Origin of the sequence: Klebsiella sp. K-Nf6 (genome assembly GCF_002806655.1) — a bacterium.
GTDB classification, from domain to species: domain Bacteria; phylum Pseudomonadota; class Gammaproteobacteria; order Enterobacterales; family Enterobacteriaceae; genus Klebsiella; species Klebsiella variicola.
Map to the genome: position 1 here is coordinate 102232 of NZ_PIBN01000015.1, position 26458 is coordinate 128689.

The window sequence follows — 26458 nt, forward strand, 5'->3', positions numbered from 1 at the left end:
GCGCCAGCTCAGGCAGAGAAAAGGTGACTATAGCGCCGAATGCCAGTGCTGCTCGCCGGCAAAACGGGAAAAAGAGAGAGAGACTGCGGGGTGGTTTAAAATATACATCCTGAACTGATTGTCCATAAAATTACAATTATCCGCGGTGTTGCTTCTCGTCCGTTGCGGATGAAAATTGTCCTCAGTAGTTATACACAGGTAAATTTGTAGCATAGTGCTACATTTAATTCAAAGAATTTGCAGTTCTTTACGCCGCCGTTTTGCTTAAATGCGTTTTTTCTGCAAAAAAACGTCATTATGCTAATGTAACGCAACCTGTTAATAGGCAAGGAAGATTGAGGTCGGGACCTATGGCTAAACCCATTATTACACTTAACGGATTAAAGATGGTCATCATGCTGGGCATGCTGGTGATCATCCTTACCGGCATTCGCTTTGCGGCGGACATTATTGTCCCCTTTATTCTCGCCCTCTTTCTGGCGGTGATCATTAATCCGCTGGTACAACTGCTGGTCCGCTGCCGGGTCCCGCGCGTGCTGGCGATCTCGATGCTGATTGGCCTCATCGTCATGCTGGCCATTGTGCTGCTGGCCTCGCTGGGGACCTCGCTTAACGAACTGGCGCGTACCTTACCGCAGTATCGCAACTATCTCTACGAGCCGATGCAAACCATCGCCCCCTGGCTGCAGCGCATGGGGTTCACCGTCTCGGTGGTGGAGCTGAATAAATACATCGACCCTAACGCAGTGATGACGCTGGTCACCAGCCTGCTCACTCAGCTGTCGAACGCGATGTCCTCGATTTTTCTGCTGCTACTGACGGTGGTATTTATGCTGCTGGAGGTCCCCCAGCTTCCCGCCAAGCTGCAACAGCTGATGTCCCGTCCGGTTGAAGGAATGGGCGCCATTCAGCGCGCCATCGACAGCGTGTCGCATTATCTGGTGCTGAAAACCGCGATTAGCCTGGTGACCGGCCTGGTGGTCTGGGGCATGCTGGTCCTGCTGGACGTGCGCTTCGCCTTTATGTGGGGACTGCTGGCCTTCGCGCTCAACTATATTCCCAATATTGGCTCCGTGCTGGCGGCCATCCCGCCGATCCTGCAGGTACTGGTGTTTGGCGGGCTGTACGAGGCGCTGGTGGTCCTGGCCGGCTACCTGATCGTCAACCTGGTGTTCGGCAACATTCTGGAGCCACGGGTGATGGGACGTGGCCTGGGGCTCTCCACGCTGGTGGTGTTTCTGTCCTTGATCTTCTGGGGCTGGCTATTGGGCCCGGTCGGCATGCTGCTGTCGGTGCCACTGACGATTATCGCCAAAATTGCCCTCGAGCAGACCAGCGGCGGTCAGAGTATTGCTTTCTTATTAAGTGATGTCAGTAAAGAGTAACCCCTTCCCACGGCCGGCCGTGTACCGGCCGGCTTCCTCACCTGCGCTCTCCCCGTAGACCACTACGCCTTTCGTATTATTGATCCCTATCACAAACGGTAAGACCCAATCGTTACTCTAAAGCTAACAATCAGCCGCCGTGCTTAATTGATGCGCAGCGCCACGCATCGCACACTAACTTCCACCAGGACAAACGAAACGATTTGTCGAATCAGGAGGTTAACAATGAATGCTGAACAAACGACGGCGCGGGTCTGGAACCGTCGCCGGACGGAAAAACAGCGGCGGCTGGCCGAAGCGAAGATCGCCGGCAAAGTCATCCCCACTGACCAGCTGGTCAGCGTACTGGAAAAGCTGCTCGCCCCGGGCGATCGGGTGGTACTGGAAGGCAACAACCAGAAACAGGCTGATTTCCTCTCCCGCATGCTCGCCGAGGTCAATCCACAAAAAATTCACGACCTGCATATGATTATGCCCAGCGTCGGACGCAGCGAGCATCTGGACCTGTTTGAAAAAGGCATTGCCCGTAAACTGGATTTCTCTTTCTCCGGCACCCAGAGCCTGCGCATTTCGCAGCTACTGGAAGATGGCCTGCTCGAAATCGGCGCCATCCACACCTATATCGAGCTCTACTCCCGCCTGTACGTTGACCTGTCGCCAAACGTCGCGCTGATCGCTGGCTATAAAGCAGACCGTAAAGGCAACCTGTATACCGGGCCAAGTACCGAAGATACCCCGGCGCTGGTCGAAGCCGCCGCCTTCCACGACGGCATTGTGATAGCCCAGGTCAACGAACTGGTGGACGACGAATGCGATCTGCCGCGGGTCGATATTCCCGGCTCGTGGATCGATTACGTGGTGGTCGCCGATAAACCGTTCTTTATTGAGCCACTGTTCACCCGCGATCCGCGCCTGATTAAGCAAGAACACATTCTGATGGCGATGATGGCGATCAAAGGCATCTACGCGGAACACCAGGTGCAGTCGCTCAACCACGGTATCGGCTTTAATACCGCCGCCATCGAGCTGCTGCTGCCCACTTACGGCGAGCAGCTCGGCCTGAAAGGCAAAATCTGTAAACACTGGACGCTGAACCCGCATCCGACCTTAATCCCGGCCATCGAGAGCGGCTGGGTGGAGAGCGTGCACTGCTTCGGTGGCGAACTGGGGATGGAAGAGTACATCCGCGCCCGCCCGGATATCTTCTTTACCGGCCCGGATGGCTCGATGCGCTCTAACCGCGCCTTCTGCCAGCTGGCAGGTCAGTACGCGGTAGATATGTTTATCGGTTCGACCCTGCAGGTTGATGGCCTGGCGAACTCCTCCACCGTCACCCGCGGCCGCCTTTCCGGCTTCGGCGGCGCGCCGAATATGGGCCATGACCCGCACGGTCGCCGCCACGCCACCCCGGCCTGGCTCAATATGATCACTGAACCAGACCCGATGCAGCGCGGGAAAAAACTGGTGGTACAGATGGTCGAAACCTTCCAGGCCGGCGTGAAACCGACCTTCGTTGAAACCCTCGACGCGGTTGAGGTGGCGAAAGCTTCCGGCATGCCGCTGGCACCGGTGATGATTTATGGCGATGACGTGACCCACGTGCTGACCGAAGAAGGTATCGCTTACCTGTACCGCGCGGAGAGTCTTGAAGAGCGCCGGGCGATGGTCGCCGCGGTGGCCGGGATCACCGATATTGGCCTCGGGGTGGACGCCAAACGTGTCACCGCCCTGCGCCAGAGCGGCAAAGTGGTCTACCCGGAAGATATCGGCATTCGCCGCAGCGATGCCACCCGCTCGCTACTGGCGGCCGGCAGCGTCGCCGACCTGGTGGAATGGTCCGACGGACTGTACAACCCACCGGCAAAATTCCGGAGCTGGTAATGAAAAATCTCTCTCCCCAACTCGCAGAAAGCCGCGTCAGCTGGCTGGCGCATACCGCCAGCGCGTGTCTGATTGACGAAGCCCGTCTGAGCCCGAAACCGGGTCTGGTCGATAGTCGCGGCAACGGCGCGCATCAGGATCTCAATCTGGACCTGATGGAACGCTCCGCCCGCAGCCTGCAGCCGACCTTTCACGCGCTGGCGCAGCAAAGCTGGCAGCGTCCGGCGGATATCGCCCTGCGCGAAACCGTCGGCCGCCTCGGTCGCGAAGGTGAAGCGCAGATGATGATGGCGACGGGTGGGGTTAACACCCACCGCGGCGCCATCTGGGCGCTGGGCCTGCTGGTCAGCGCGGTGGCGATGTTGGGTGGAGAGGGTCAATCACAGGCGATCGCCGGGACCGCCGCCGCCCTCGCCCGTCTGCCTGACGGCTTCGCGCCGAAAAGCTTTAGTAAGGGGCTGCGCGCCAGCCGCCGCTGGCAGGTGCCGGGCGCACGCGAGGAAGCGCAGCGCGGATTTCCGCATGTTACCACCCTGGCGCTGCCGCAACTGCAGCAAAGCCGGGCGCGAGGCGCCAGCGAGTCGCAGGCGCGCCTTGATGCGCTGATGGCCATCATGACCTCGCTGAGCGATACCTGCGTGCTGTCACGTGCAGGCATGAACGGCCTGCACGCTATGCAGCAAGGCGCTCGCGAGGTTCTGGCGGCTGGCGGTTGCGCCAGCGTCGCCGGTCGCGCCGCGCTGGCGCGCCTTGATGCGCAGATGCTGGCGCAAAACGCCTCGCCGGGTGGCGCGGCCGATCTCCTTGCCGCCACCCTGTTTCTCGACCGGGTTTCCGGCTAACGCATTCAGAGGATGTTATGGAACAGATTACATTGTCATTTCCTGCCAACCGCGCCCTCAGCGGCAAAGCATTGGCAGGGGTCGTAGGTTCAGGCGATATGGAAGTGCTTTATACCGCCGCACAGAGCGCCACGCTCAACGTACAGATCACCACCTCCGTGGATAACAGCCAGGCGCGCTGGCAGGCGCTGTTCGACAGGTTGAACCTGATCAACGGTCTGCCCGCCGGGCAGTTGATTATCCACGACTTCGGCGCCACGCCGGGCGTCGCTCGTATTCGTATTGAACAAGTCTTTGAGGAGGCCGCTCATGCGTAACGATCGCAGCTTTATCGAACTGCGCGCTCGCGAACGCGCCCACGCCCTGCTGGACGACGGCAGCTACCGCGAACTGCTGGATCCGTTTGAAGGCACTATGTCGCCGTGGCTCGGCGCACAGGGCATCGTCCCGCAGTCCGACGACGGTATGGTGGTCGCCAAAGGCACTATCAACGGCCAACCTGCGGTGGTGATTGCCATCGAAGGCACCTTCCAGGGCGGCAGCATGGGCGAAGTCTCCGGCGCCAAAATGGCCGCCGCGCTGGAGCTGGCGGCGGAAGATAACCGCAACGGTATCCCGACCCAGGCGGTACTGTGCCTCGAAACCGGCGGCGTACGTCTGCAGGAGGCCAACCTTGGTCTGGCCGCCATCGCCGATATTCACGCCGCGATTGTCGACCTGCGCCGCTACACCCCGGTCGTCGGCATTATCACCGGTACCGTCGGCTGCTTCGGCGGCATGTCCATCGCCGCGGCGCTGTGCAGCTACCTTATCGTCACCCGTGAAGCCCGTCTTGGCCTCAACGGCCCGCAGGTTATCGAGCAGGAAGCCGGCATTGAAGAGTACGACTCCCGCAACCGGCCGTTTATCTGGAGCATGACCGGGGGTGAAATTCGCGCCGCCAGCGGGCTGGTCGACGCACTGGTTAACGATGGCGTTAATGCCGTTAAAACCGCAATGAATGAGGCAATCGCCAAAGGCGTACCGGCCCAGCACCGCAGCGACAACTATGACGATTATCTGCGTCGCTTGAGCCAGTTCGATACCCGCCAGCAGGCGGATACCGCGCAGATTAAACAGCTTTTTGCCCGGGAGGATAAATAATGAGTCAGTTCCCAAACCGCGCCGCGCTGTGGCTGAATAAACTGGCGCCTGACGCGCCGCTGATGAGCGGGCTGTGCCCGTCGGTACAGGTCGCAGATGGCCAGATTGATGGCGAAAGCGTCCGCTTTATCGCCGTGGTGCCTGACGCCAACAACCACTACCCGCGCGCGGCCGGCGGCGAAGTCGGCCTGCTGGAAGGCTGGACGCTGGCGAAAGTGGTCAACGAAACCATCGCTGCCGACGCCGACCAGCCTGTCAAACGGCCAATCGTGGCAGTGATTGATGTCCCGAGCCAGGCCTATGGCCGCCGCGAAGAAGCTTTCGGCATCCACCAGGCACTGGCCGGAGCCGCGGGCGCCTACGCCAAAGCCCGTCTTGCCGGCCACCCGGTGATTGGTCTGATTGTCGGAAAAGCGATGTCCGGGGCGTTTCTGGCCCATGGCTACCAGGCCAACCGCCTGATCGCCTTTAACGATAGCGGCGTGCTGGTTCACGCCATGGGTAAAGCATCGGCGGCGCGCATTACGCTGCGTACCGTAGAAGCGTTGGAGAAATTAGCGGCAACCATTCCGCCAATGGCCTACGACGTTAGCAACTATGCGACGCTCGGCCTGCTCTCCGCCCTTCTGGATATTAATAATCCGGATGCCCCTGACGACCACGATCTGTCGTTGGTCAGCAACACGCTGCGCGACGCCATCGCTGACGCGCGCAAAGATACCTCGCTGAAGTGCCGCCTGGGCGCGGAAAACCGCCGCAGCTCACAACGGGTTCGCGATCGCATGCGCGCCAGCTGGTAAGACGTTCGTACGTAAGTAGTAGAAGAAAACCTGCCGGAAGTCGTCCCCCGGAGCGCGGAATAAACCCTCCGGGAAGGGACGGCTTTTAGAAAAAATAACAATCGCGCCAGTACTCTATTTTATTTACAGGTGATTTATGACTTATGTGATTATTCATGCTCTCGCGCCCATTTTCGTTATCATGCTGCTGGGTTTCTGGGCCGGAAAGGCCGGGATGGTAGATAACAAAAACGTCTCGCTGCTTAATATTTTTGTAATGGATTTTGCCTTACCCGCCACGCTGTTTAGCGCGACGGTACAAACGCCGTGGGCCGGTATCGTCGCCCAGTCGCCGCTGGTGCTGGTGCTGACCGGCGCGATGTGGATCACCTATGCCGCGATCTACTTCCTCGCCACCAGCGTGTTCAAACGCACGCCACAGGATGCCGCGGTGCTGACCCTCACCGTCGCCCTGCCAAACTATGCCGCGCTGGGTCTGCCGATCCTCGGCAGCGTGCTGGGTGAAGGCGCGTCAACCTCGCTGTCGGTAGCGGTCTCTATCGCCTGCGGCTCGGTACTGATGACCCCGTTCTGCCTGCTGATTCTGGAACGTGAGAAAGCCCGCGCCGCGGGTGAAAACAGCGGTTCTACGCTGGCGATGCTGCCAGTGCTGATGTGGCGCTCGGTGAAAAAACCGATCGTCTGGGGCCCGCTGCTTGGGGTGGTGCTTTCCGCTATCGGCATTAAAATGCCGGAAATGCTGCTGGCCTCCATCAAACCGCTGGGCCTGGCCGCCACCGCTGCCGCGCTGTTCCTCACCGGGGTGATCCTGTCGGCACGTAAACTGCAGCTCAATGCGCTGATCGCCACCTCCACCATCGTGAAACTGCTGGTGCAGCCGTTTATTGCCTGGGGTCTGGTGATGCTGCTGGGTCTGCACGGATCCATCGCCATTACCGCGATCCTGATGATTGCCCTGGCCGCCGGTTTCTTCGGCGTGGTCTTCGGCAACCGTTTCGGCGTCCAGTCTCCGGATGCTGAAGCCGTGCTGCTGTTGAGCTCGGTTCTGTGTATCCTGTCGCTACCGCTGTTTATCTCTTTGACTTCAGGACTGTAAACCATGTCATCAACGCCGCGTCCCCACGATTTAATCTGGTTAAACCACGCCAGCGCCCTGGAGGCTATTGCCGAGCCGTGGGTGGCTCAGCAGTGGCGGGACGCGCTGCCGGTGGTGGTGAGACGCGACGTTGATGACCTCTCCCGCATCCCGGTTGGGGTGCGGGGCATGAAGCGCGAGCAGCGCGCCGCCGGTTGGGTACAGGCGCACAATATCGTGCGCAGCGTCACCCCGGAGATGCTTGTTGATCGTGAGGTCTTACTCCATTCGCCTTTTGTTTCGCAGCCGCCGGTCCAGGCGGCTATCGCCCTTACCTTGCACAACTGGCCCTGGCGCTGGGGCGTCACCGGTAGCACCGGCTACGCGCTGGCAACCGAAATCCCGGTACTGCATGGGGCAAGCGATCTGGATCTGCTGATCCGCGCGCCGCAGCCGCTGGACCGCGAGGCATTGCTGGAATGGCAGGCCCGTGTGGCCCAACTACCGTGCCGCGCCGATACCCAGATAGAAACACCGTATGGCGCCTTCGCCCTTAATGAGTGGCTGCGCGATGGCCGTGCGCTGCTGAAAACATCCCATGGCGCACGCTTAACCGCGACGCCGTGGCACAGGGAGGAATGATGAAAATTTTGTTTACTTTTCCCGGTCAGGGCGGCCAGCGGCCAGCCATGCTGGCGGCCATCCCCGACCGCGAAAATATCTTCGCGCAGGCGCGCGAAGTGCTGGGAGATGAAGTCGATAGCCTCGATAGCGCCGCAGCGCTAAAACACACCCGTGCGGTACAGCTCTGTCTGCTGATCGCCGGTGTCGCCTGGGCGCGCGAGCTACAGCGCCAGGGCGTTAATCCGCAAATGGTCAGCGGCTTGTCAATCGGCGCCTTTCCCGCCGCGGTGATCGCCGGCGCGCTCGATTTCGCCAGCGCGCTGCGCCTGGTGGCGCTGCGCGGTGATTTAATGGAGCAGGCGTATCCTGAAGGTTACGGACTGACGGCGATTATGGGCCTGACCCGCCCGCGGGTTGAGGCGCTGATGCAGGGCCACGAGGTTTATCTCGCCAACCTCAACGCCGAAACGCAGATCGTGATCGCCGGGCGCGATGAGGCGATGGCCGAGGTGGCGCAGCTGGCGCTGCGGGCTGGCGCCAGTAAAGCCCAGCGGCTGGCGGTCAGCGTGCCGTCGCACTGCGCACTGCTGGATAAACCCGCCGTAGCGCTGGCAAAAGCCTTTGCCGATGTCACACTGACGCGGCCTAAGTGCGCCTATTTAAGCGGCTCCACGGCGCGCGTGCTGTGGGATCCACAGCGGATCGCCGACGATCTGGCGATGAACATGGCGCGTACCGTACACTGGCAGGAGGCGATGATCGCCGCCGATGAACGCGACGCCAGGCTGGCAATCGAGATGCCGCCCGGCGGGGTGCTCACCTGCCTGACTCGCCAGGCGGGCTGGCGCGGCGAGACCATTTCGCTGGAGCGCAGCGGCGTAGACGTCGCTCGCCATCTGGCCCAGCGGCTTAGCGATTAATACTGCGGGCGTACATCCGCCCTTCCGCCGCCAGCGCCAGCAGGTCGGCATCGCGCTCGCGGTGGTGCGAATAGACGATAGAGATCAGCTGGCGCATCTGATAGGGTTCCGCCAGCTTTAACAGCTGCACATCGTTTTCGTAAACTTTCTTCATGCGTCCCGGCAACAGTGCAAACCCGACGCCTGCCTGCACCAGGCTTATCATCGAAAAGATATCATTCACCCGGGTCACAATTTCCGGTTCAAAACCGGCCACCTGAAAGGCCTCCTGAAATCCGGCATAAGTCGCAAACCCTTCCGCCAGCGAGACAAATTTACGATCGGCGTAATCGCGCAGGTCGGCAAGCTCTGTGGTATTCAGCTGTTCCGTCGCCGGCGCGGCGAGGAAGATATCATCTTCAAACAGCGGCACCACGTCGAAGGCCGAATGATTGTACTCGCCTTCATTGGTGGCGATTAAGATAGCGTCAAGGGCATCGTCCTCCAGCATATCCAGCAGCATCTGGTTGGAGCCCATGGTCAGATCCAGCTCCAGCTCCGGGCGACGCAGCTTCATCCCCATAATGATGCGCGGAACAGTTTCCAGCGTCAGCGAATAGAGGGTACCGATGCGCAACCGTCCCTGACCGACGCCGGCGACTTTACGCGTCGCCTCAAGCCCACGGCTCATCAGACTCATCACATCCTGGCAGTATTCGAGCAGCGTCCAGGCCGCCTGCAGCGGCAGCAGGTTGCGCCCTTTGTGGACAAACAGCGGGCAGCCGACCCCCTCTTCGAGCGTATGCAGCGCGCGGTGCACGCTAACGCTGCTGAGCTTCATGGCTTCGGCGGTTCTGGCGATATTGCCCTTCGCCATAAACATCATAAAGACTGACAGTTTGCGGAAGGTGATCTCCTGGTTGATATCGTCTTTCATAGCCCTTCCACACTCCTGGTTATCGTTTTTCTGCAGTAATTCAAGGCAGTATAACAATAACCCTCACGTCCGTTTTGACCGCAACCGCTAATTATCGTCAATATCCCCCGCGTTGTCGGTTCGCTTACTCGCCAGCCGGGAAATCAACTTGTCTCTATGAGCTCAATTCATTAATCGACGCGCCGATGGAGCCACGCCAAAAGCAGGCTGGCGAGTGTAAAAGCGGCCATGATCCACGCCATCGTCCACGGCGTACCGTCGTGGAGCCATGCCAGCAGTAGCGAAGAGATAATGCCGCTGCCATACTGCAGCGAGCCGATCAGCGCCGAAGCGGAACCGGCATATTCACCGGCCTCATCCAGCGCCGCAGCGGTTGAGGTGGCGGCAATCACCCCATTCATTGAGAAGAACAGGAAAATACTCACCACAATCAGCGCCACGCCGCCGATATGCAGACGCACGCCGGCTGCCAGCACGACGACGGCAATCGCCGATACCGCCAGCGCCGCCTTCAACAGCGAACCTAACGCATGGCGCTGCACCAGACGACGATTGACCACGCTCATCAGCATAACCCCAACGATATTGACCGCGAACAGCCAGCCGTAGTGCTGCGGCGCAACGCCGTAATAGCGAATATAGACATCCGGCGAACCGGTGATAAAAGCGTAAGCCGCGACGTAAAAGAAAGTCAGACTGAGGGTATAACGCATAAACGTCCGGTTTTTTACCAACGCGGCGTAATTGCGAAACGCGCTAAGCGGCGATCCTTTCTGCCGACGCTCTGGCGGCAGAGTTTCCGGCAGCCAGCACAAGGCGATAAACATCAGAGCGCCAATCACCACCAGCAGCCAGAAAATAGTGTGCCAGCTGGTGAATTTAATCATCTGCCCGCCGATCAGCGGCCCGGCAATCGGCGCAATCGCCATCACGATAGTCAGCGTCGAGAGCATCTGCGCGGCGCGGGTACGAGCAAACAGATCGCGAACCATCGCCCGCGCCAGCATCGGCCCAGTGCAGGCGCCAAGCGCCTGAAACACGCGCCAAAAGACAATCTGATCGATGGTGGTCGACAGTGCGCAGCCGGCGGAGCCGATAATAAATAGCACCATGCCGATGAACAGCGGCGTGCGACGCCCCAGCCGGTCGCTTATTGGCCCCCACACCAGCTGCGCCAGCGCAAAGCCAATCAGAAATCCGGTGATCGTCAGTTCGGCATCGCCGTGCAGTTGCGCGGCCATCATCGGCATGGCCGGCAGATAGATATCGGTGGAGAGCGAAGTAAAGGCCATCAGGCCGCTTAAAATCAAAATAAAAAGCGCCCCGCTGGTGGCGCGCTGATGCGATGAAGTCATTATGGTATCCGTTAAGGAGAGGAAAGCGGTGAAGTGCCTGGCTATTTTAGCCGTTTCGGGGTAACGGATAATCCCCGGAAATCATAACAGGGTTATGAGCATCATTCATAAATAGCGGCAGGGAAATGTGGATGTAAAAAAGGGAAGACCGTGGTCTTCCCTTTTGTTCACTGCACGAATGTGCTTTTACAGCGCCATATCGTGCTGCGGCGAGGCGTCGCGCTGCGGCTCAGCCGGTTTGGCGGTCGCGGTTGGCGCAGCCGCTGGCATCTGGATCACCGGCGGCTTAGTCAGCTGCAGCGCCGCGGCGGTGTCATCCCATACCTGCTGGGTCAGCGCCACGTTACCGTTCAGCTTCTGACCGTAGCTCGGCACGATAGCGTGAATACGGCTCTGCCACTCCGGCGAGTTAAACTGCTGCGGGAACATCTGCTTGAGTACGTTCAGGGTGATCGGCGCGGCGGTGGAAGCCCCCGGCGACGCGCCGAGCAGCGCAGAAATCGTTTTCTGCTGATCGACCACCACTTCGGTACCCAGCTTCAGAACGCCGCCCTTCTCCGCGTCTTTCTTGATGATCTGCACGCGCTGACCGGCCTGGATCAATTTCCAGTCTTCTTTACGCGCGTCCGGGTAGTACTCTTTCAGCGCAGCAAAACGGTCATCATCACTGAGCATCACCTGGCTGACGAGATATTTCACCAGATCGAAGTTGTCGAGACCGACGTGGGTCATCGGCAGCACGTTATCGGTGGTGGTGGTGCTGAGCAGGTCAAAGAACGAACCATTTTTCAGGAACTTGGTCGAGAAGGTGGCGAATGGCCCGAACAGCACCACGCGCTTACCGTCGAGGTAACGAGCGTCAAGGTGCGGCACCGACATCGGCGGCGCGCCGACCGAAGCCTGACCGTAGACTTTCTCCAGATGCTGGGCGGTGACCGCCGGGTTCTCGGTCATCAGGAACGAGCCGCCCACCGGGAAACCGGCATAGTTATCCGCTTCCGGAATACCGGTTTTCTGCAGCAGCTTCAGCGCGCCGCCGCCGGCGCCGATAAAGACGTATTTGGCGTCAATAGTCTGCGCTTCCCCGCTCTGCACGTTCTTGATCGTCACATGCCAGGAGTTGTCGGCATTGCGTTTGAAATCGGTCACCTCGGAGGAGGTTTGCAGGGTGAAGTGGTTATTTTTCTTCAGGCTGCCGATCAGCTGGCGGGTAATTTCGCCGTAGTTGACATCGGTACCCACCGGTGTCCAGGTGGCGGCCACTTTCTGCTGCGGATCGCGACCTTCCATCACCAGCGGCGCCCACTGTTTAATTTGCGCGTGATCGGTGGAGAATTTCATTCCCTGGAATAAGGTGGTCTGCTGCAGCGCGTTATAACGTTTTTGCAGGTAATCGACATTATCGCCCCACACGAAACTCATATGCGGTGTGGAGTTAATAAAGGAGTGCGGGTCGTGCAAAATACCGCGTTTCACCTGTGTCGACCAGAACTGACGGGAAATCATAAACTGTTCGTTAATATCCAGCGCTTTGCTGACGTCAATCGACCCGTCCGCCCGCTCCGGCGTATAGTTCAGCTCCATATTCGCTGAGTGGCCGGTACCAGCGTTATTCCAGCCATTGGAAGATTCCAGGGCCACGCCGTCCAGTTTCTCCACCATGGTCAGGTTCCAGTCCGGCTGCAGCGCCTGCAGCCAGGTGCCGAGCGAGGCGCTCATGATCCCGCCGCCAATCAGCAGAAAGTCGGTTTTTTTAGAGGTATCCGCTTCAGCATGCGTCGCCGCGCTGACGAACATTGCTAATGCGGTAAAGGAAATAATCGTTTTTTTCATTGCAGGCATAATAGAATTATCACGTAGCACACGGTAATAAGAGGCAGCATATTAACGCACTTTTACTTTATTTTAAAATATCATTTACACTCTGGCATTTTTAATCAAATAATTATTTAACTTAAAAAAGCAAAGCGAGCCATCAAAATGATACCTGGTGAAAAATAAGATCGAAAATTCAGCCTGATTGCAGAGAAAAATAAAAAAGAGAGATTTTTTTAGTTAATAAAGTCCAGGCGCGTACGACAATCGCGCGCGCCTGGCAGAGGGGTTAATGGGCGGGAGTGGCCGTGCTGCTGCGCTGTGCTTCGCGCAGGGCGAGACGCAGATGATCGTGATGTTCTCTCAGCAGCTCGCGCGCGTGCCAGGCGTCCAGCCCGCTGAGCAGCATCAGGATCGCAGTGCGGCAGTGCTGGTGGCAGCTGGCCAGTGCCGCTTTTGCTTCACTGCGCGTGCAGTCGGTGGCCGCCATGACAATCGCTATCTGCCGCTCCGCCCAGTGCGAATTGTCAGCCTGCACGTCCACCCGCAGATTGCTGTACACCCGACCGTCACGGATGGCGAGCCCGGTCGTCAGCATGTTGACGATCTGCCGCTGGGCCAGTTGAGCCTTCGGATTGGCTAAGCCCGACACTGCCTCCGGCCCGGTCTGTGGGGCAATGATGATATCCGCCAGTTGCGCCGCCTCGCTGGCCGCCTGCTGAGTGACGACAGCGATAGGGGCCCCCAGCGACCAGGCGTGGCGCATCGCGCCCCACACCCACGGCGTCTTGCCGCTGACGGTCAACGCCAGCAGCATATCGTGGTTGGAAAAGTCCAGCGACTGCAGTTCAAAGGCGCCCAGGTCATAATTATTTGCTGCGGTTTCCCGCTCGGCCATCGCCGCCGTCTGCCCACCGACAATCAGTCCCACCAGCGCGTGTTTGCCTTCCGGCGAATAGTCACTGACCGCCTCGATGGCCGTCCGGCCTGACGCCCCGGCGCCGATAATGACCAGGCGCCCTCCCCGGCCCATCGTCGCGGTGGCGACATCAATCAGCCGGGCGATGTCCGGCAGGCAGGCGCCGACCGCCTCCGATATCTGCTTATCATCCTGATGCAGCATCGCCAGCATGTCGGCCGTGGCGAGACGATCGATGTGAGTGGTATCCGGGTGACGGCGGGCCTGCATTGCAGCGGTTAGCGAACTGTTCATAACAACCTCCATTTACAACAGAAAAAGCGCATCTCGGCGTAATCAGCGGCCTGATGCATATCCTTATATTCATCATGCCTATTTAATCTCTGTCGCCACTATACGGGCATTCTTCCGCACTTTACCGCCGTCGGGGTCACAGTTTACCGTCCCAACTGCCCCGTCAGGGGGCGATTGCCGGTTATCTGAGCAATCCTGTCTTACGCCTCATCTTCACCGCCCGCCGGCATGGCCAGCCAGAAGGATTGCTGACCGGGCATGTGAAACGGTTTACACATCGGCTAGATCGCCTCGATTTGCTTTGATTACACGGCTTTATGAAAACCGTCCTATCGGCGATAATATGCCTTCACTGAATCAATCCGGGATCGTCATGAAGGCATCAGAGCAGCAGCCTCGCGTTCGTCAACGCACCTTACCGTTAAAGCTGAGCACCGCCGTATCCTTGATGATTGGCAGCGTTATCGGCGCCGTGCTCCTGCTGGTCTATGCCCTGTGGTATATGCAGATAAGCAATGCCACCCGCGACGGTTTGAAAGAGACCGCGCTGGCGGTGGCGCGCACCATGGCTGATATGCCGCAGGTGAAGCGCGGACTGGAGGCGCCCCCGCAGCAGCAGATCATTCAGCCGCTGGCGCAGGCCATCACCCGGCGCAATGACCTGCTGTACGCTATCGTCACCGATATGCACGGTATTCGCTATTCGCATCCGGATACCTCCATCATCGGTAAGCGGTTTATCGGCCGGGATATCCTGCCCACGCTGCAGGGAAAAGAGAACGTTGCCATTAACCACGGCGTGCTGGCCCCGGCGCTGCGGGTGTTCACCCCGGTGTTCAACGACCAGCGCCAGCAAATTGGCGTGGTGGTGGTCGGCATTTCGCTGAGTAAAGTGGACGAACAGATCGCCAACAGCCGCTGGGACGTGCTGCTGACCATCCTGTTCAGCGCTCTGGTCTGCGCGCTGGGCACCTGGAGCCTGGTGCGGGGCCTGAAGCGCGTCCTGCTGGGGCTGGAGCCGCAGGAGATTTCCACCCAGTTTCAACAGCGTCAGGCCATGCTTCACGCCCTGAAGGAGGGCGTCGTTGCCGTCGATGCCCACGGCGAAGTTAATTTGATCAACCCGGCGGCGCAGGAGATCCTCTTTTCCGGGCCGGACAAAACCCTGGCCCACACGCCGCTGCTCGCCGACCTGCAGACCGTCTTGCAGAGCGGCGAGCCGATGTACGACCGCGAGCTGGGGTGCAATGGCCTGTTGCTGATCGGCAATACGGTGCCCATTCGCAGCCAGGAAGCGGTAGTCGGGGCCATATGTACCTTCCGCGATAAGACCGAGGTGAGCCAGCTGCTGCAGCGGCTGGACGGCATGATGAGCTATGTGGATGCCCTGCGCACCACCTCCCATGAATTTATGAATAAACTGCACGTGATCCTCGGCCTGCTGAATATGAAAAGCTATGGCAAACTCGAGGAATACGTGCTGCAGACCGCCCACCGCTATCAGGCGGACATCGGCGACATTCAGCACCGCATTAAATCCCCGGTGGTGGCCGGCTTCCTGATAAGTAAAATTCAGCGCGCCACCGAGTGCGGCTTTACGCTAACGCTGGCGGAAGAGAGCCTGGTGCCGGATTGCCCGAATGAGAAGCAGGTCACGGTGCTGGTAACGGTGCTGGGCAATCTTATCGAGAACGCGCTGGACGCCATGAGCGGCCAGGCGGAGGGTGAGATCGGCCTGCTGCTGCACTACCAGGACGGCTGGCTAAGCGGTGAAGTGAGCGATGACGGACCGGGGATCCCGGAAAATAATATCGACGCTATCTTTAACAAAGGCTTCTCCACCAAAGGCGAGAATCGCGGCGTCGGGCTGTTTCTCGCCAACCAGCAGCTGCGCGAACTGGGCGGCACCCTCGCCGTCGAGTCGGAACCCGGCGTATTTACCCAATTTTTTGTTCATCTCCCCTGGGATAGTAAAAGGAAACGTGCGTGATAAATGTGTTGATTGTTGACGATGATGCGATGGTGGCCGAACTGAATCGCCTGTACGTGGCAAGAGTTCCCGGCTTTCGTTGCAGCGGGAGCGCTTCGACGCTCAGTCAGGCCCAGGAGATGATTAACGATAAGCAGCGGGAGATCGATCTGGTGCTGCTGGATGTCTACATGCAACAGGACAGCGGGCTGGATCTACTGCCGACGATCCGCGAGTCGGGGCGCGCCATCGACGTCATCATGATCACCTCGGCGGCAGACGCCGCCACGGTGCAGACTGCGATGCATTACGGGGTGGTTGACTACCTGATCAAACCTTTCCAGTTTCCGCGCTTTGAAGAGGCGCTCACCACCTGGCGGGAGAAGCGTAAACTGATGACCGGCCAGCCGTATTACGAACAGGCCGACGTCGACCGTCTGCTGCACGGCGGCGCGCCGGAGGCCAGCGACGCGCGCAAGCTGCCCAAGGGGCTAACCGCGCAAACGCTGCGTACACTCTGCCAGTGGATTGACGCCCATCCGGACGTCGAATTCTCTACCGATGAGCTGGCGGCGGCAGTGAATATCTCCCGAGTCTCGTGCCGCAAGTATCTGATTTGGCTGGCGCAGATCAATATCCTCTACACCACTATCCACTACGGCGCTACCGGGCGACCGGTCTATCGCTACCGCCTGGTCGCCGAACAGTACAGTTTGCTTAAGCAGTACAGTCAATAACCTGATAGCCGCTGTCCAGCGGCGCAAAACGCAGCCGCTGCGGCGATGAGAGAATGATGTCGCGATTTTTGGTGACGAAAATCGCGTCGATATCCTCACGCTGACGCAGCGCTGCGCAGCCCTTCTCTACGCCGAGGCCGAACAGCAGCGTAGTCCAGATATCGCCGTCTAAAGAATCCGTGGAAATCACCGTCACGCTGTCGAGTTCGTTATCCAGCGGATAACCGCTGCGCGGGTCGAGAATATGGTGCCAGCGTTTGCCGTCCTGCTCAAAGTAACGTTCATAGGTTCCGGAAGTGACCACCGACTGCCCGTTGATCGTCAGGGAGCCGATCAGCGCCTGCGCGTCGGCAAACGGTTTTTTCAGGCCAATGGTCCATTCGCCGAGGGTATGCACATTGCCGCCGAGATTGATCAGCGCCTTCTCCACCTGTTGCTGACGGAGATAATCGCGCACGCGGTCAGCGATATAGCCTTTGGCGATCGCCCCGAGATCCAGCTCCATCCCCGGCTGCTGGAGAAACACGCTACAGGTTGCCTCATCAAGGACCACCTCCTGCGGGCGGGTCAGCGCCAGTCGGGCCCTGATATCAGCCGCGTCAGGCACGCTGTGCCCGTGAAAGCCAATTCGCCACAGCTTCACCAGCGGGCCGATGGCAAGGTTAAAGGCGCTATCGCGCACCATGCTGGCAGCTTTGGCGCACTGAATCAGCTGAAAGACCGGGCGACTGACCGTGACCGGATGGCGCCCGGCGGCATGGTTGATATCCATCACCTGCGACTCGGCACGGTTAACGGTAAGCAGATCTTCGTAGCGTTTAATTAACTGAAATACGCGGGAGGCCAGCGCCTCATCGTGGGAATAAAGTTTGAGCAGGATGGGCGAGCCCATCAACACGGCGGAGTAGCTATAGACGCGGTTATCGGACATCGGGCTCTCCTTAGAAGGGATAAGAACCTATCCCAGTAGGCGTAATTGGCGCAGCCAGTTTGAACACGGACAGCGCGCAGAAACCGGAGCGTACACGTAGTACGTGAGGATTTCGAGCACTGCCCAGGTTCAACATGGCAAGCAAAATAGCCCTAATGAGATAGGCTCTAAGCCGGGCGGCAAAAGCACCAGCCCGGCATCAGCAATTACCTGTTATCTTCTGGCACGTTTCGCCGCCTGGTGGCCCGCGAGGGTACCGAAGATGATGATATCCGCGACCGCGTTACCGCCGATGCGGTTGCCGCCGTGGATCCCGCCCACCACTTCACCGGCGGCGTAGGCGCCGCGGATCGGCTGCTGGTCAACGTTCAGCACTTCGCCATCGGTGTTAATGGTCACGCCGCCCATGGTGTGGTGCACCCCTGGGGCAATACGAATGGCGTGGAACGGGCCTTCGTTAATCGGCGCGCGCAGCGCGGTGGTCCGGCCAAACTGTTCATCATGCTGTTTTTCCACTGCCCCGTTGTAACACTCGAGGGTGGCGAGGAAGGCATGGTAATCCATCCCCAGTTTCTCCGCCAGTTCACGTGGCGAGCTGGCGCTGGTGACGAAGCCTTTGGCGATGTACTCATCGGCAGCTTTGTTTTTCGCCCGCACATGTTCGTCAAAGACAATGTACGCATAGTGTTCCGGCAGGGCGATAATCGCCGCCGAGACTTTATCGCGGGTCTCCATTTCGTTGAAGAAGCGATGACCTTGCTGGTTAACAAGAATAGCGCCGCCGCCGCGAATCGATTCGGAAATCAGGTACGAAGTCTGCTGTTCGACGGTGGGGTGAATCTGAATTTCGCCCATATCCACGGTGCCGGCGCCGATGCGTTCCAGCAGCGCGATACCGCTCCCGGTCGCCCCTTTGTGGTTGGTGGTCACGAAACCGTCGAGGTCCGGACGATACTTCACCACCATCGCGCTGTTGGCACTGAAGCCGCCGGTGGCCACTACGATGCTTTTGGTCTGCACTTCGATGACTTCTTTCTCGTCGTTGACCAGACGTACACCGCTCACCTCATCCCCGCGCATCAGGATCTCTTCCACCGAGGTATCCAGCAGGACGTCGATGCCGCGTTTGGTGATGTTGCGCACCAGGCCGCTAATCAGATAGCCGCCGACCGCTGACCCGTCGCGCGGACGGTGGGTACGGTCAATGCTCATCCCGCCGGTGGTGGTGATGTCGTTGAGCATAATGCCGCGGTCCGCCAGCCACTCAATGGCTTGCGGCGCATTCTCCACGAAGCGACGCAGCAGCTGCGGGTTGTTTTTGTTGTGGCCGCCCTTCAGGGTTTCCTGATAGAACAACTCTTTACTGTCCTGAATACCTTTGACCCGCTGGAAGCGAGTTTCCGCGGCGTTCATCCCGGCGGAAGCCTTGATGGTGTTGCCGCCAATGGTCGGCATTTTTTCGACGATCAGCACGCTGGCGCCTTCGTCGTGAGCCTGAATAGCTGCCGCCAGGCCGGCGCCGCCGCTGCCGACCACCACCACGTCATAACTTTTCGGCGCGGCGTCATTGCCGCCCTCTTCCGCTGCCAGCGCTTTGCTGGATTTCAGCATCGCTTTGGCGACCGCTTTTTTCACCGCTTCGCTCTGGCTGGTGGCACCGGAAATGGCGTCCACGTGCGGGGTATTGGCGGTCAGAATACGTTCGCGGATCTCTTCGAAGCTGGTGGTGAACTCGACGGTCTGCACCGGGCTCGCCGCCAGTTCGATATCGGCAATATGATCATTTTCGAGGCTGACGTTGATCACCAGTTCATTGGTGTCATCCTGAACGGTTTCAACAAACATCCCCGGCTTAAATTTGGCGTCGCCCATGCTCATGTCGCGGATCATCGCTTCCACCAGCGAGAAGCGCCACAGCGGTTCCGGAATATGCAGCGCTTCACGCTGGGTGCTGTCGATAAACAGCTCCAGCTCTTCACCGGCGGCGATACGTGCCGCCCAGTCCGGATAGGCGATGCAGGCGCGACCCACGGCGATCAGGTCATAACCATGATCGAGACCCAGCTCGGCATCAGCAACGTTAACCACACCGCCGACGCCCATTACCGGCACCTGGGCGAGGGTTTCAGAGCGCATCGCACAGTATTTCTCGATCAGCGGTGTCGGATCGCAGGTATCGACGATAGACGGACGCAGCGTCGCGCCCACCGAGAAGTGCAGATAATCGACACCGCGGGCGGCCAGCTTTTCCAGCAGATACATGGTGTCGTCGAAGCGGATCCCCGGGACCTCCATCTCTTCCGGCGAGAAGCGATAGCCGATGATAAAGGCATCGTCAGCGTACTGGCGGGCCATTTTGTGGGTGATGTCGAGGACCGCCAGCGGGAAACGAGCGCGATTGTCGCGGCTACCGCCCCACTCGTCGTCGCGCTGGTTGGAGTTCGGCGAATAGAACTGCTGGATAAGATAGGTGTTGGCCCCATGGATTTCGACGCCGTCGAAACCGGCGAGAATGGCGCGACGGACGCCGTCCCCAAACTTGGCGATCATCCCTTCCACTTCTTCTCCGCTCAGCGCCCGCGGCATCGCGGCGCCCTCACGCGGCGCGGCAATAGCGCTTGGCGCCACCGGCTGACGCCCCCCGATCAGTTGCGGGTCGACCATGCGTCCGCCGTGATAGATCTGCAGAATCGCTTTTGAACCTTGCGCTTTGATCGCCTCGGCGATTTTCGCCAGGCCGGCAATTTTTTCATCATTATCGATGCCGATCGCGCCCGGGAAGGCCAGGCCGTAGTCATCAATAAAGCAGCACTCGACAATAATGGTACCGATGCTGCCGGCGCGAGCGCGATAGTACTCCACCAGCTCGCTGGTGACAGTCCCATCGAAATAACCGGTGCAGGTGGTCATCGGCGCCATGAGCAAACGGTTTTTCAGCTCCGTACCATTTGGTAAAGTAAATGGCTGCAGAATTCGTTCGTTACTGGTCATAAGTTACGCTCCAGATTTTAAAATATTAAAAACTCAGAATGGGGTGACGGAATCATTAATGGTTTTGGTTTTTTAATTCCTGTTGTCATGCCAATAATATAGCGTGTTTTTTAGTTACTAAATCAATTACGTTAGTTATAAAACTATTTAACCCCAACAATAACATCGCTACCTCTATTGTATTATTAAAATAATAAATAGCATTTACATAATACAAATGTACGATAACATTTTAGATACTTATGTTAACATTAAAAACAATTGCAACGACCAATAAAACCATTTACTTTCATATATTTGTGCAAGCAATGAATAAATTAAGCATTAATTGTTCATTTTTATTTTAACATTTATCGATATTTTAGCCAAATTAACACCTCATCACATAGGGTTATACTGATAATAAAAAAATAGTGAAATCACCTGCTTTTCTTGATCTCGATCAATTGCAACGGCCATTGAAAGCGCAATATATAAATAACCAACAAATTTAATTTAACGCCCAGACAAACGCGTTAAATAATCGCCCTGATGATACTCAGAAACGAAAAATAAAAACTAAAGTAACTTTTGTAATTAAAGAAATCACTGAGCATGTCGCTGGCGTAAACGCTATTTTCAACAACTTGCAGATACTCATTATGAAAGAGAAAAAGACAACCATACCGCCTGCCGGTGCAGTCAACCCAACGACTGCGACTAAAAAACGTCTCCTGATGATGGCGCTGCCGATAATCGTCGCTGTGCTGTTACTGTTTGTTCCCGTCCCCGATGGCCTGCCGCCGTATGCCTGGCACTACTTCGCCATCTTCGTCGGGGTGATCGTCGGGTTAATTTTTGAACCGCTGCCTGGCGCCGTTATCGGCATCACCGGCGTGGTGGTGATCGCCCTCTGTAGCCAGTGGCTGTTGTTCAGCCCGGAACAGATGGCCGCCCCGAGCTTCAAGCTGGCCGGCGCCTCCTTTAAATGGGCGGTGAGCGGCTTCGGCAACTCCACGGTCTGGCTTATCTTCGGCGCCTTTATGTTCGCTGCCGGCTACGATAAAACCCAGTTTGGCCGCCGCCTAGCTCTCATCCTGGTGAAATATCTTGGCCGTCGCAGCCTGACGCTGGGCTACGCCATCACCTTCGCTGACCTGTTACTGGCGCCGTTTACGCCGTCTAACACCGCGCGCAGCGGCGGTACCATCTACCCGATCATTGCCAACCTGCCGCCGCTGTACGGTTCAAAACCAAACGACCCGAGCGCGCGTAAAATCGGTTCCTATCTGATGTGGGTAGCGATCACCGCCGCCTGTATCACCAGCTCGATGTTCCTGTCGGCGCTGGCACCGAACCTGCTGGCCCTGGCGCTGGTAAAAAGCATCGTCGGCATCAACATCTCGTGGGGGACCTGGTTCATCGCCTTCCTGCCGCTCGGTGTCCTGCTGATCCTGACTATGCCGCTGCTGGCTTACTGGTTCTATCCGCCGGAAGTGAAAATCAATAATGAAGTGCCGCTGTGGGCCGCGCGTGAGCTGGAAAAACTGGGCAAACTGTCGCGCAATGAAATTCTGCTGCTGGTGTTCGTCTGCTTCGCGCTGATGATGTGGATCTTCGCCGCCGACTGGATTGAACCGGCGCTGGCCGCCCTGCTGGTTATCGTGCTGATGCTATGGACCGGCGTGCTCTCCTGGAGCGACATCACCAACAACAAAGCGGCGTGGAACACCTTTGTCTGGTTTGCCACCCTGGTGGCGCTGGCCGACGGCCTCTCCTCCACCGGTTTCATCGCCTGGCTGGGTAAAGAGGGCGGCGCGCTGATGGGCGGTATCTCCCCAGGCGTGGCGACCATCGTCCTGCTGCTGGCGTTCTACCTGCTGCACTACCTGTTTGCCAGCACCACCGCCCACACCACTGCCCTGCTGCCGGCCATGCTGACTATTGCGGCCACCATTCCAGGTATGAATATGGAAGTGTTCGTCCTGCTGATGGTCACCTCGCTGGGCGTGATGGGGATTATCACCCCATACGGTACTGGCCCAAGCCCAATCTACTACGGCAGCGGCTACCTGCCGACCAAAGACTACTGGCGCCTCGGCACCATCTTTGGCGCCATCTTCCTGGCCGCCCTGCTGCTGATTGGCTATCCGTGGATGTCCATGATGTTCTGATTCATAACCGCCGGGACCACCCCGGCGGTTTTTATCTTTATGGAGTAAGTGACTATGTCGACTAAACCGTTTGTTTATCAGGATCCGTTCCCGCTGGCGCACGACGATACCGAATACTATCTGCTCAGCAAAGAGCACGTCTCTGTCGCCGAATTTGACGGCCAGCCGGTTCTGAAAGTAGAGCCGCAGGCGCTGACCCTGCTCGCCCAGCAGGCCTTCCACGACGCCGCCTTTATGCTGCGCGTCTCCCATCAGCAGCAGGTCGCCTCGATTCTGCTCGACCCGGAAGCCAGCGAAAACGACAAATACGTGGCGCTGCAGTTCCTGCGCAACTCCGAAATCGCCGCCAAAGGTATTCTGCCCACCTGTCAGGATACCGGCACCGCCATCATCATGGGTAAAAAAGGCCAGCGCGTCTGGACCGGCGGCGGTGATGAAGCCGCCCTGGCGCAGGGTGTGTACAACACCTATACCGAAGATAACCTGCGTTACTCGCAGAACGCGCCGCTGGATATGTATAAAGAGGTCAACACCGGCACCAACCTGCCGGCGCAGATCGATCTCTACAGCGTCGACGGTGAAGAGTATAAGTTCCTGTGTATGGCCAAAGGCGGCGGTTCCGCCAACAAAACCTATCTCTATCAGGAAACCAAAGCGCTGATCACCCCGGCGAAGCTGAAAAACTATCTGGTTGAGAAGATGCGCACCCTCGGTACGGCCGCCTGCCCGCCATACCACATCGCGTTTGTGATCGGCGGTACCTCGGCAGAAGCGACGCTGAAGACCGTGAAGCTGGCGTCCACCCGCTACTACGACGGTCTGCCGACCGAAGGCAACGAGCACGGTCAGGCGTTCCGCGATGTGCAGCTGGAGCAAGAGCTGCTGCTGGAAGCGCAGAACCTCGGCCTCGGCGCGCAGTTCGGCGGGAAATACTTCGCTCACGATATCCGGGTGATCCGTCTGCCGCGCCACGGCGCTTCGTGCCCGATCGGCATGGGCGTCTCCTGCTCCGCCGACCGCAACATCAAAGCGAAAATCAACCGCGACGGCATATGGATCGAGAAGCTGGAGAGCAATCCGGGGAAATATATCCCTGAGCATCTGCGTCAGCAGGGTGAAGGCAATGTCGTCAGCATCAACCTGAATCAGCCGATGAGCGAGATCCTGGCGCAGCTGTCGGCGCACCCGGTCTCCACCCGCCTGAGCCTCAACGGCACCATTATCGTGGCCCGCGACATCGCCCACGCTAAGCTGAAGGAACTTATCGATAACGGCGAGGCGCTGCCGCAGTACGTCAAAGATCACCCGATCTACTACGCGGGCCCGGCGAAGACGCCGACCGGTTATGCCTCCGGCTCCCTCGGTCCGACAACCGCAGGCCGCATGGACTCTTATGTCGGTCTGCTGCAGTCGCACGGCGCGAGCATGGTAATGCTGGCGAAAGGCAACCGCAGCCAGCAGGTGACCGATGCCTGCCATAAACACGGCGGCTTCTACCTCGGCAGCATCGGCGGCCCGGCAGCCGTGCTTGCCCAGCAAAGCATTAAGAGCCTCGAGTGCGTGGCCTATCCGGAACTGGGGATGGAAGCCATCTGGAAGATCGAAGTGGAAGATTTCCCGGCGTTTATTCTGGTCGATGATAAAGGTAACGACTTCTTCCAGCAGATCCAGAATAAGCAGTGCGCCGGCTGTAAACAGCACGGCTAACGCTCACTTCTGACGCTGATAGCAGGCCGTCGCCGTTTGGGCGACGGCTTTTTTTATGCCCACCCCGCGCCAACTTGAATTCATTTCGCGCCAGGCTATGCTCAACTACAAGCCGTCCGTTGTTTGCTGAAAAATAACAATAATTCTCTTTCTCAGGTGCCTCTATGAACAGGATGAGCGTGGTGATCGTCTGGGCGCTGGCGCTGCTGGTGCTAAAGCCGGCGCTGGCTGCCGAACCGCGGCAGCAGCCAACCGCGCGCGAGCAGGCACGCACGGTCACCGTTTTCCACCAACCTGTCGTCATGTTGCAGGCTACTTTCGGCCAGACTACGCCCGAAGAGCGCGTCCTGCGTACCCGCAGCGCCCTGCGCGCCTTTACTGAAGACGATATTCGCCAGCCGCTGCGGGTCGTTGCGGTCAACCGCTATGGTCAGCCAGGCCGGCTGTTCCTGATGAACGGCAAACCGGTGCTGCTGCTGAGCCAGGCGGATCTCGACGAGGGCGATGATTTAACGCTCGACCAGGCGGCCCAGCGGGTGCTGGCGCGAATGGAGGCCCAGCGCACCAGCCTGCAGGAACAGTTCAACCACCGCTATCTGCTGCTCTCCGCCGGCAAAGCGCTGGCCGGGGGGCTGCTGCTGGCACTGTTTTATTATGGCGCCTTCCGCGCCTGGCGGCGGGTGCGGCGCTTTTTCCTGCTGCGGATCCTTGAAAAACGCAGCGCCATCCCGCAGCACTGGCGGCGCTATCTCGGCAATATTGAAGTTCGACTCTATGCTGTGCTGGTCATTCTCGTCGGCATGCTGGCCAGTTATCTCTGGCTGAACTGGGCTTTCAGCCTGTTTCCCTGGACACGGGTGTGGAGTGAATCGCTGGGCGACTGGTCGCTGGGCGTGATCCGCGATCTCTCCCTGTCGATTGTCGCCTCCCTGCCGGGGCTGATGATTGTGGTACTGATTTTCCTGATCACCTGGCTCATCATTCGCCTGGTGAAAGTCGCTCTCGACCAGGTCGCCGCCGGCCGCATTCAGGTGCCGGGCATCCATCCGGAAACTGTCAGCGCCACCCGCCGGTTGATCTCGGTGGTCATCTGGCTGTTTGCCCTGTCCGCCGCCTACCCGTTCCTCCCCGGCGCCAACTCCCTCGCCTTCAAAGGCATTAGCGTGTTCTTCGGCCTGATGCTGACTCTCGGGTCGACCGGGGTGATGACCCATGCGATGAGCGGCCTGGTGCTGATCTACTCCCGGGCGCTGCGCAAAGGCGACTGGATCCGCCTCGCCGACAATGAGGGACAGGTCAGCGAGATTGGCGTGCTGGCGACCAAGATCCTCACCCGTGAGAATTACATTGTCACCGTCCCGAACGCCGTGGTGGTGAGCGGGAAAATTATTAATCTCAGCGCCGAGAGCACCGACGGCGGGTTCAACCTCACCACCAGCGTCACCATCGGTTACGATACGCCATGGCGTCAGGTTCATGCGCTGCTGGAGCTGGCGGCAAGACGCACCCCCGGCGTGGATCAGCAAATCGCCCCGATAGTTCGCAAGCTGGGGTTGCTTGACTGGTACACCGCGTATGAGCTGCAGGTGCGCTTGCTCCCCGCGACGTTGTTGCCGGAGGGCCGCAACGCGTTGCATAGCAGTATTATTGATGTGTTTAACGAATTCGGCGTGCAGATTATGTCGCCGAATTTTGTGATGCAGCCCAAGGCGGCGGTGGTGGTGCCGCAGGAAGCCTGGTACGCCGCCCCAGCCGTCGCGCCGCAGGAGCCTGAGAAATAAGGGATATCGTACCGGCATGTCCGCCGGGTGGCGGCTGCGCCGCTGAGCAAAAACAGCCAGCGCAGAGCCGCGTTTGTGCCGGGCGGTGGCTAACGCCTTGCCCGGCCTACGTACGTACGACCTGTCGTTAATTTATTCACCATTGTTGCTGAAACTGCCGGTGCTGGCGGCCTCAAAATCGCTGAGACGTTCCCGGCAGGCCGGGGCAGCCCGCATGGAT

Annotated in this window: 20 protein-coding genes; 14 read left to right on the forward strand and 6 right to left on the reverse strand. The window is 58.7% G+C overall.

Features of this window, described 5'->3' with window-relative positions:
• Nucleotides 1–350: 350 nt before the first annotated feature.
• From CWM61_RS21795 to mdcH, 9 genes are all read left to right on the forward strand, one after another.
• Nucleotides 351–1385, forward strand: a complete 1035-nt coding sequence (locus CWM61_RS21795) for an AI-2E family transporter (RefSeq protein WP_008805030.1) — start codon at nucleotides 351–353, stop codon at nucleotides 1383–1385.
• A 225-nt stretch (nucleotides 1386–1610) separates the two neighbouring features.
• Nucleotides 1611–3266 carry a malonate decarboxylase subunit alpha gene (gene mdcA / locus CWM61_RS21800; RefSeq protein WP_100631916.1) on the forward strand — a complete coding sequence of 552 codons (1656 nt, stop codon included), beginning with the start codon at nucleotides 1611–1613 and terminating at the stop codon, nucleotides 3264–3266.
• Complete coding sequence (locus CWM61_RS21805; RefSeq protein ID WP_100631917.1) at nucleotides 3266–4108, forward strand: triphosphoribosyl-dephospho-CoA synthase; 843 nt, start codon at nucleotides 3266–3268, stop codon at nucleotides 4106–4108. Before mdcA ends, CWM61_RS21805 begins: the two co-directional genes overlap by 1 nt.
• 17 nt (nucleotides 4109–4125) lie before the next feature.
• Nucleotides 4126–4425, forward strand: a complete 300-nt coding sequence (gene mdcC, locus CWM61_RS21810) for a malonate decarboxylase acyl carrier protein (protein WP_012541865.1) — start codon at nucleotides 4126–4128, stop codon at nucleotides 4423–4425.
• Nucleotides 4418–5251 carry a biotin-independent malonate decarboxylase subunit beta gene (locus CWM61_RS21815; protein ID WP_100631918.1) on the forward strand — a complete coding sequence of 278 codons (834 nt, stop codon included), beginning with the start codon at nucleotides 4418–4420 and terminating at the stop codon, nucleotides 5249–5251. The genes mdcC and CWM61_RS21815 overlap by 8 nt, the downstream gene beginning before the upstream one ends.
• Complete coding sequence (gene mdcE / locus CWM61_RS21820; protein ID WP_100631919.1) at nucleotides 5251–6051, forward strand: biotin-independent malonate decarboxylase subunit gamma; 801 nt, start codon at nucleotides 5251–5253, stop codon at nucleotides 6049–6051. Before CWM61_RS21815 ends, mdcE begins: the two co-directional genes overlap by 1 nt.
• Before the next feature lie 136 nt (nucleotides 6052–6187).
• Complete coding sequence (locus CWM61_RS21825; RefSeq protein ID WP_012541868.1) at nucleotides 6188–7147, forward strand: AEC family transporter; 960 nt, start codon at nucleotides 6188–6190, stop codon at nucleotides 7145–7147.
• A 3-nt stretch (nucleotides 7148–7150) separates the two neighbouring features.
• On the forward strand, nucleotides 7151–7768 hold the full coding sequence (locus CWM61_RS21830) for a malonate decarboxylase holo-ACP synthase (RefSeq protein WP_100631920.1): 618 nt from the start codon (nucleotides 7151–7153) through the stop codon (nucleotides 7766–7768).
• Nucleotides 7768–8670, forward strand: a complete 903-nt coding sequence (gene mdcH / locus CWM61_RS21835; RefSeq protein ID WP_100631921.1) for a malonate decarboxylase subunit epsilon — start codon at nucleotides 7768–7770, stop codon at nucleotides 8668–8670. The genes CWM61_RS21830 and mdcH overlap by 1 nt, the downstream gene beginning before the upstream one ends.
• On the opposite strand, the gene CWM61_RS21840 is transcribed toward mdcH, so the two are convergent.
• The 4 genes from CWM61_RS21840 to CWM61_RS21855 all read right to left on the reverse strand — a co-directional run bounded on the left by CWM61_RS21840 (nucleotide 8660) and on the right by CWM61_RS21855 (nucleotide 13969).
• Nucleotides 8660–9586, reverse strand: a complete 927-nt coding sequence (locus tag CWM61_RS21840) for a LysR substrate-binding domain-containing protein (protein ID WP_012968321.1) — start codon at nucleotides 9584–9586, stop codon at nucleotides 8660–8662. The two genes, mdcH and CWM61_RS21840, sit on opposite strands and share 11 nt — an antisense overlap.
• A gap of 170 nt (nucleotides 9587–9756) precedes the next feature.
• Complete coding sequence (locus CWM61_RS21845) at nucleotides 9757–10941, reverse strand: multidrug effflux MFS transporter (protein ID WP_032732935.1); 1185 nt, start codon at nucleotides 10939–10941, stop codon at nucleotides 9757–9759.
• 186 nt (nucleotides 10942–11127) lie between these two features.
• The gene (mqo, locus tag CWM61_RS21850; protein ID WP_229588974.1) at nucleotides 11128–12738 is read right to left on the reverse strand and encodes a malate dehydrogenase (quinone); all 1611 of its coding nucleotides are present in this window, start codon (nucleotides 12736–12738) and stop codon (nucleotides 11128–11130) included.
• A 307-nt stretch (nucleotides 12739–13045) separates the two neighbouring features.
• Complete coding sequence (locus CWM61_RS21855) at nucleotides 13046–13969, reverse strand: N-acetylmuramic acid 6-phosphate etherase (protein WP_100631922.1); 924 nt, start codon at nucleotides 13967–13969, stop codon at nucleotides 13046–13048.
• Nucleotides 13970–14342: 373 nt separating this feature from the next.
• On the opposite strand from CWM61_RS21855, the gene CWM61_RS21860 reads away from it, so the two are divergent.
• Nucleotides 14343–15959 (forward strand): sensor histidine kinase, encoded by a 1617-nt coding sequence (locus CWM61_RS21860; RefSeq protein WP_061154717.1) that lies wholly within the window; start codon nucleotides 14343–14345, stop codon nucleotides 15957–15959.
• Nucleotides 15956–16675 carry a two-component system response regulator DcuR gene (gene dcuR / locus CWM61_RS21865; RefSeq protein WP_008805043.1) on the forward strand — a complete coding sequence of 240 codons (720 nt, stop codon included), beginning with the start codon at nucleotides 15956–15958 and terminating at the stop codon, nucleotides 16673–16675. The genes CWM61_RS21860 and dcuR overlap by 4 nt, the downstream gene beginning before the upstream one ends.
• Here the strand turns inward: dcuR and CWM61_RS21870 are convergent.
• On the reverse strand, nucleotides 16656–17606 hold the full coding sequence (locus CWM61_RS21870) for an FAD:protein FMN transferase (protein WP_100631923.1): 951 nt from the start codon (nucleotides 17604–17606) through the stop codon (nucleotides 16656–16658). The two genes, dcuR and CWM61_RS21870, sit on opposite strands and share 20 nt — an antisense overlap.
• A gap of 213 nt (nucleotides 17607–17819) precedes the next feature.
• Entirely contained in the window at nucleotides 17820–20597 is a 2778-nt protein-coding gene (locus CWM61_RS21880) for a flavocytochrome c (RefSeq protein WP_100631924.1), read from the reverse strand.
• 641 nt (nucleotides 20598–21238) lie between these two features.
• Between CWM61_RS21880 and CWM61_RS21890 the strand changes: the two genes are divergently transcribed.
• The 3 genes from CWM61_RS21890 to CWM61_RS21900 all read left to right on the forward strand — a co-directional run bounded on the left by CWM61_RS21890 (nucleotide 21239) and on the right by CWM61_RS21900 (nucleotide 26238).
• Entirely contained in the window at nucleotides 21239–22750 is a 1512-nt protein-coding gene (locus tag CWM61_RS21890; RefSeq protein ID WP_012968326.1) for an anion permease, read from the forward strand.
• 54 nt (nucleotides 22751–22804) lie between these two features.
• Entirely contained in the window at nucleotides 22805–24457 is a 1653-nt protein-coding gene (gene fumA / locus CWM61_RS21895) for a class I fumarate hydratase FumA (RefSeq protein ID WP_100631925.1), read from the forward strand.
• Between the two features lie 164 nt (nucleotides 24458–24621).
• The gene (locus tag CWM61_RS21900) at nucleotides 24622–26238 is read left to right on the forward strand and encodes a mechanosensitive ion channel family protein (RefSeq protein ID WP_165784131.1); all 1617 of its coding nucleotides are present in this window, start codon (nucleotides 24622–24624) and stop codon (nucleotides 26236–26238) included.
• Nucleotides 26239–26458 lie beyond the last annotated feature (220 nt).

Bases quoted from the DNA above. Each gene is read 5' to 3' on its own strand.
- CWM61_RS21795 (WP_008805030.1), top strand. From the start codon at position 351: ATGGCTAAACCCATTATTACACTTAACGGATTAAAGATGGTCATCATG.
- mdcA (WP_100631916.1), top strand. From the start codon at position 1,611: ATGAATGCTGAACAAACGACGGCGCGGGTCTGGAACCGTCGCCGGACG.
- CWM61_RS21805 (WP_100631917.1), top strand. From the start codon at position 3,266: ATGAAAAATCTCTCTCCCCAACTCGCAGAAAGCCGCGTCAGCTGGCTG.
- mdcC (WP_012541865.1), top strand. From the start codon at position 4,126: ATGGAACAGATTACATTGTCATTTCCTGCCAACCGCGCCCTCAGCGGC.
- CWM61_RS21815 (WP_100631918.1), top strand. From the start codon at position 4,418: ATGCGTAACGATCGCAGCTTTATCGAACTGCGCGCTCGCGAACGCGCC.
- mdcE (WP_100631919.1), top strand. From the start codon at position 5,251: ATGAGTCAGTTCCCAAACCGCGCCGCGCTGTGGCTGAATAAACTGGCG.
- CWM61_RS21825 (WP_012541868.1), top strand. From the start codon at position 6,188: ATGACTTATGTGATTATTCATGCTCTCGCGCCCATTTTCGTTATCATG.
- CWM61_RS21830 (WP_100631920.1), top strand. From the start codon at position 7,151: ATGTCATCAACGCCGCGTCCCCACGATTTAATCTGGTTAAACCACGCC.
- mdcH (WP_100631921.1), top strand. From the start codon at position 7,768: ATGAAAATTTTGTTTACTTTTCCCGGTCAGGGCGGCCAGCGGCCAGCC.
- CWM61_RS21840 (WP_012968321.1), bottom strand. From the start codon at position 9,586: ATGAAAGACGATATCAACCAGGAGATCACCTTCCGCAAACTGTCAGTC.
- CWM61_RS21845 (WP_032732935.1), bottom strand. From the start codon at position 10,941: ATGACTTCATCGCATCAGCGCGCCACCAGCGGGGCGCTTTTTATTTTG.
- mqo (WP_229588974.1), bottom strand. From the start codon at position 12,738: ATGTTCGTCAGCGCGGCGACGCATGCTGAAGCGGATACCTCTAAAAAA.
- CWM61_RS21855 (WP_100631922.1), bottom strand. From the start codon at position 13,969: ATGAACAGTTCGCTAACCGCTGCAATGCAGGCCCGCCGTCACCCGGAT.
- CWM61_RS21860 (WP_061154717.1), top strand. From the start codon at position 14,343: ATGAAGGCATCAGAGCAGCAGCCTCGCGTTCGTCAACGCACCTTACCG.
- CWM61_RS21870 (WP_100631923.1), bottom strand. From the start codon at position 17,606: ATGTCCGATAACCGCGTCTATAGCTACTCCGCCGTGTTGATGGGCTCG.
- CWM61_RS21880 (WP_100631924.1), bottom strand. From the start codon at position 20,597: ATGACCAGTAACGAACGAATTCTGCAGCCATTTACTTTACCAAATGGT.
- CWM61_RS21890 (WP_012968326.1), top strand. From the start codon at position 21,239: ATGAAAGAGAAAAAGACAACCATACCGCCTGCCGGTGCAGTCAACCCA.
- fumA (WP_100631925.1), top strand. From the start codon at position 22,805: ATGTCGACTAAACCGTTTGTTTATCAGGATCCGTTCCCGCTGGCGCAC.
- CWM61_RS21900 (WP_165784131.1), top strand. From the start codon at position 24,622: ATGAACAGGATGAGCGTGGTGATCGTCTGGGCGCTGGCGCTGCTGGTG.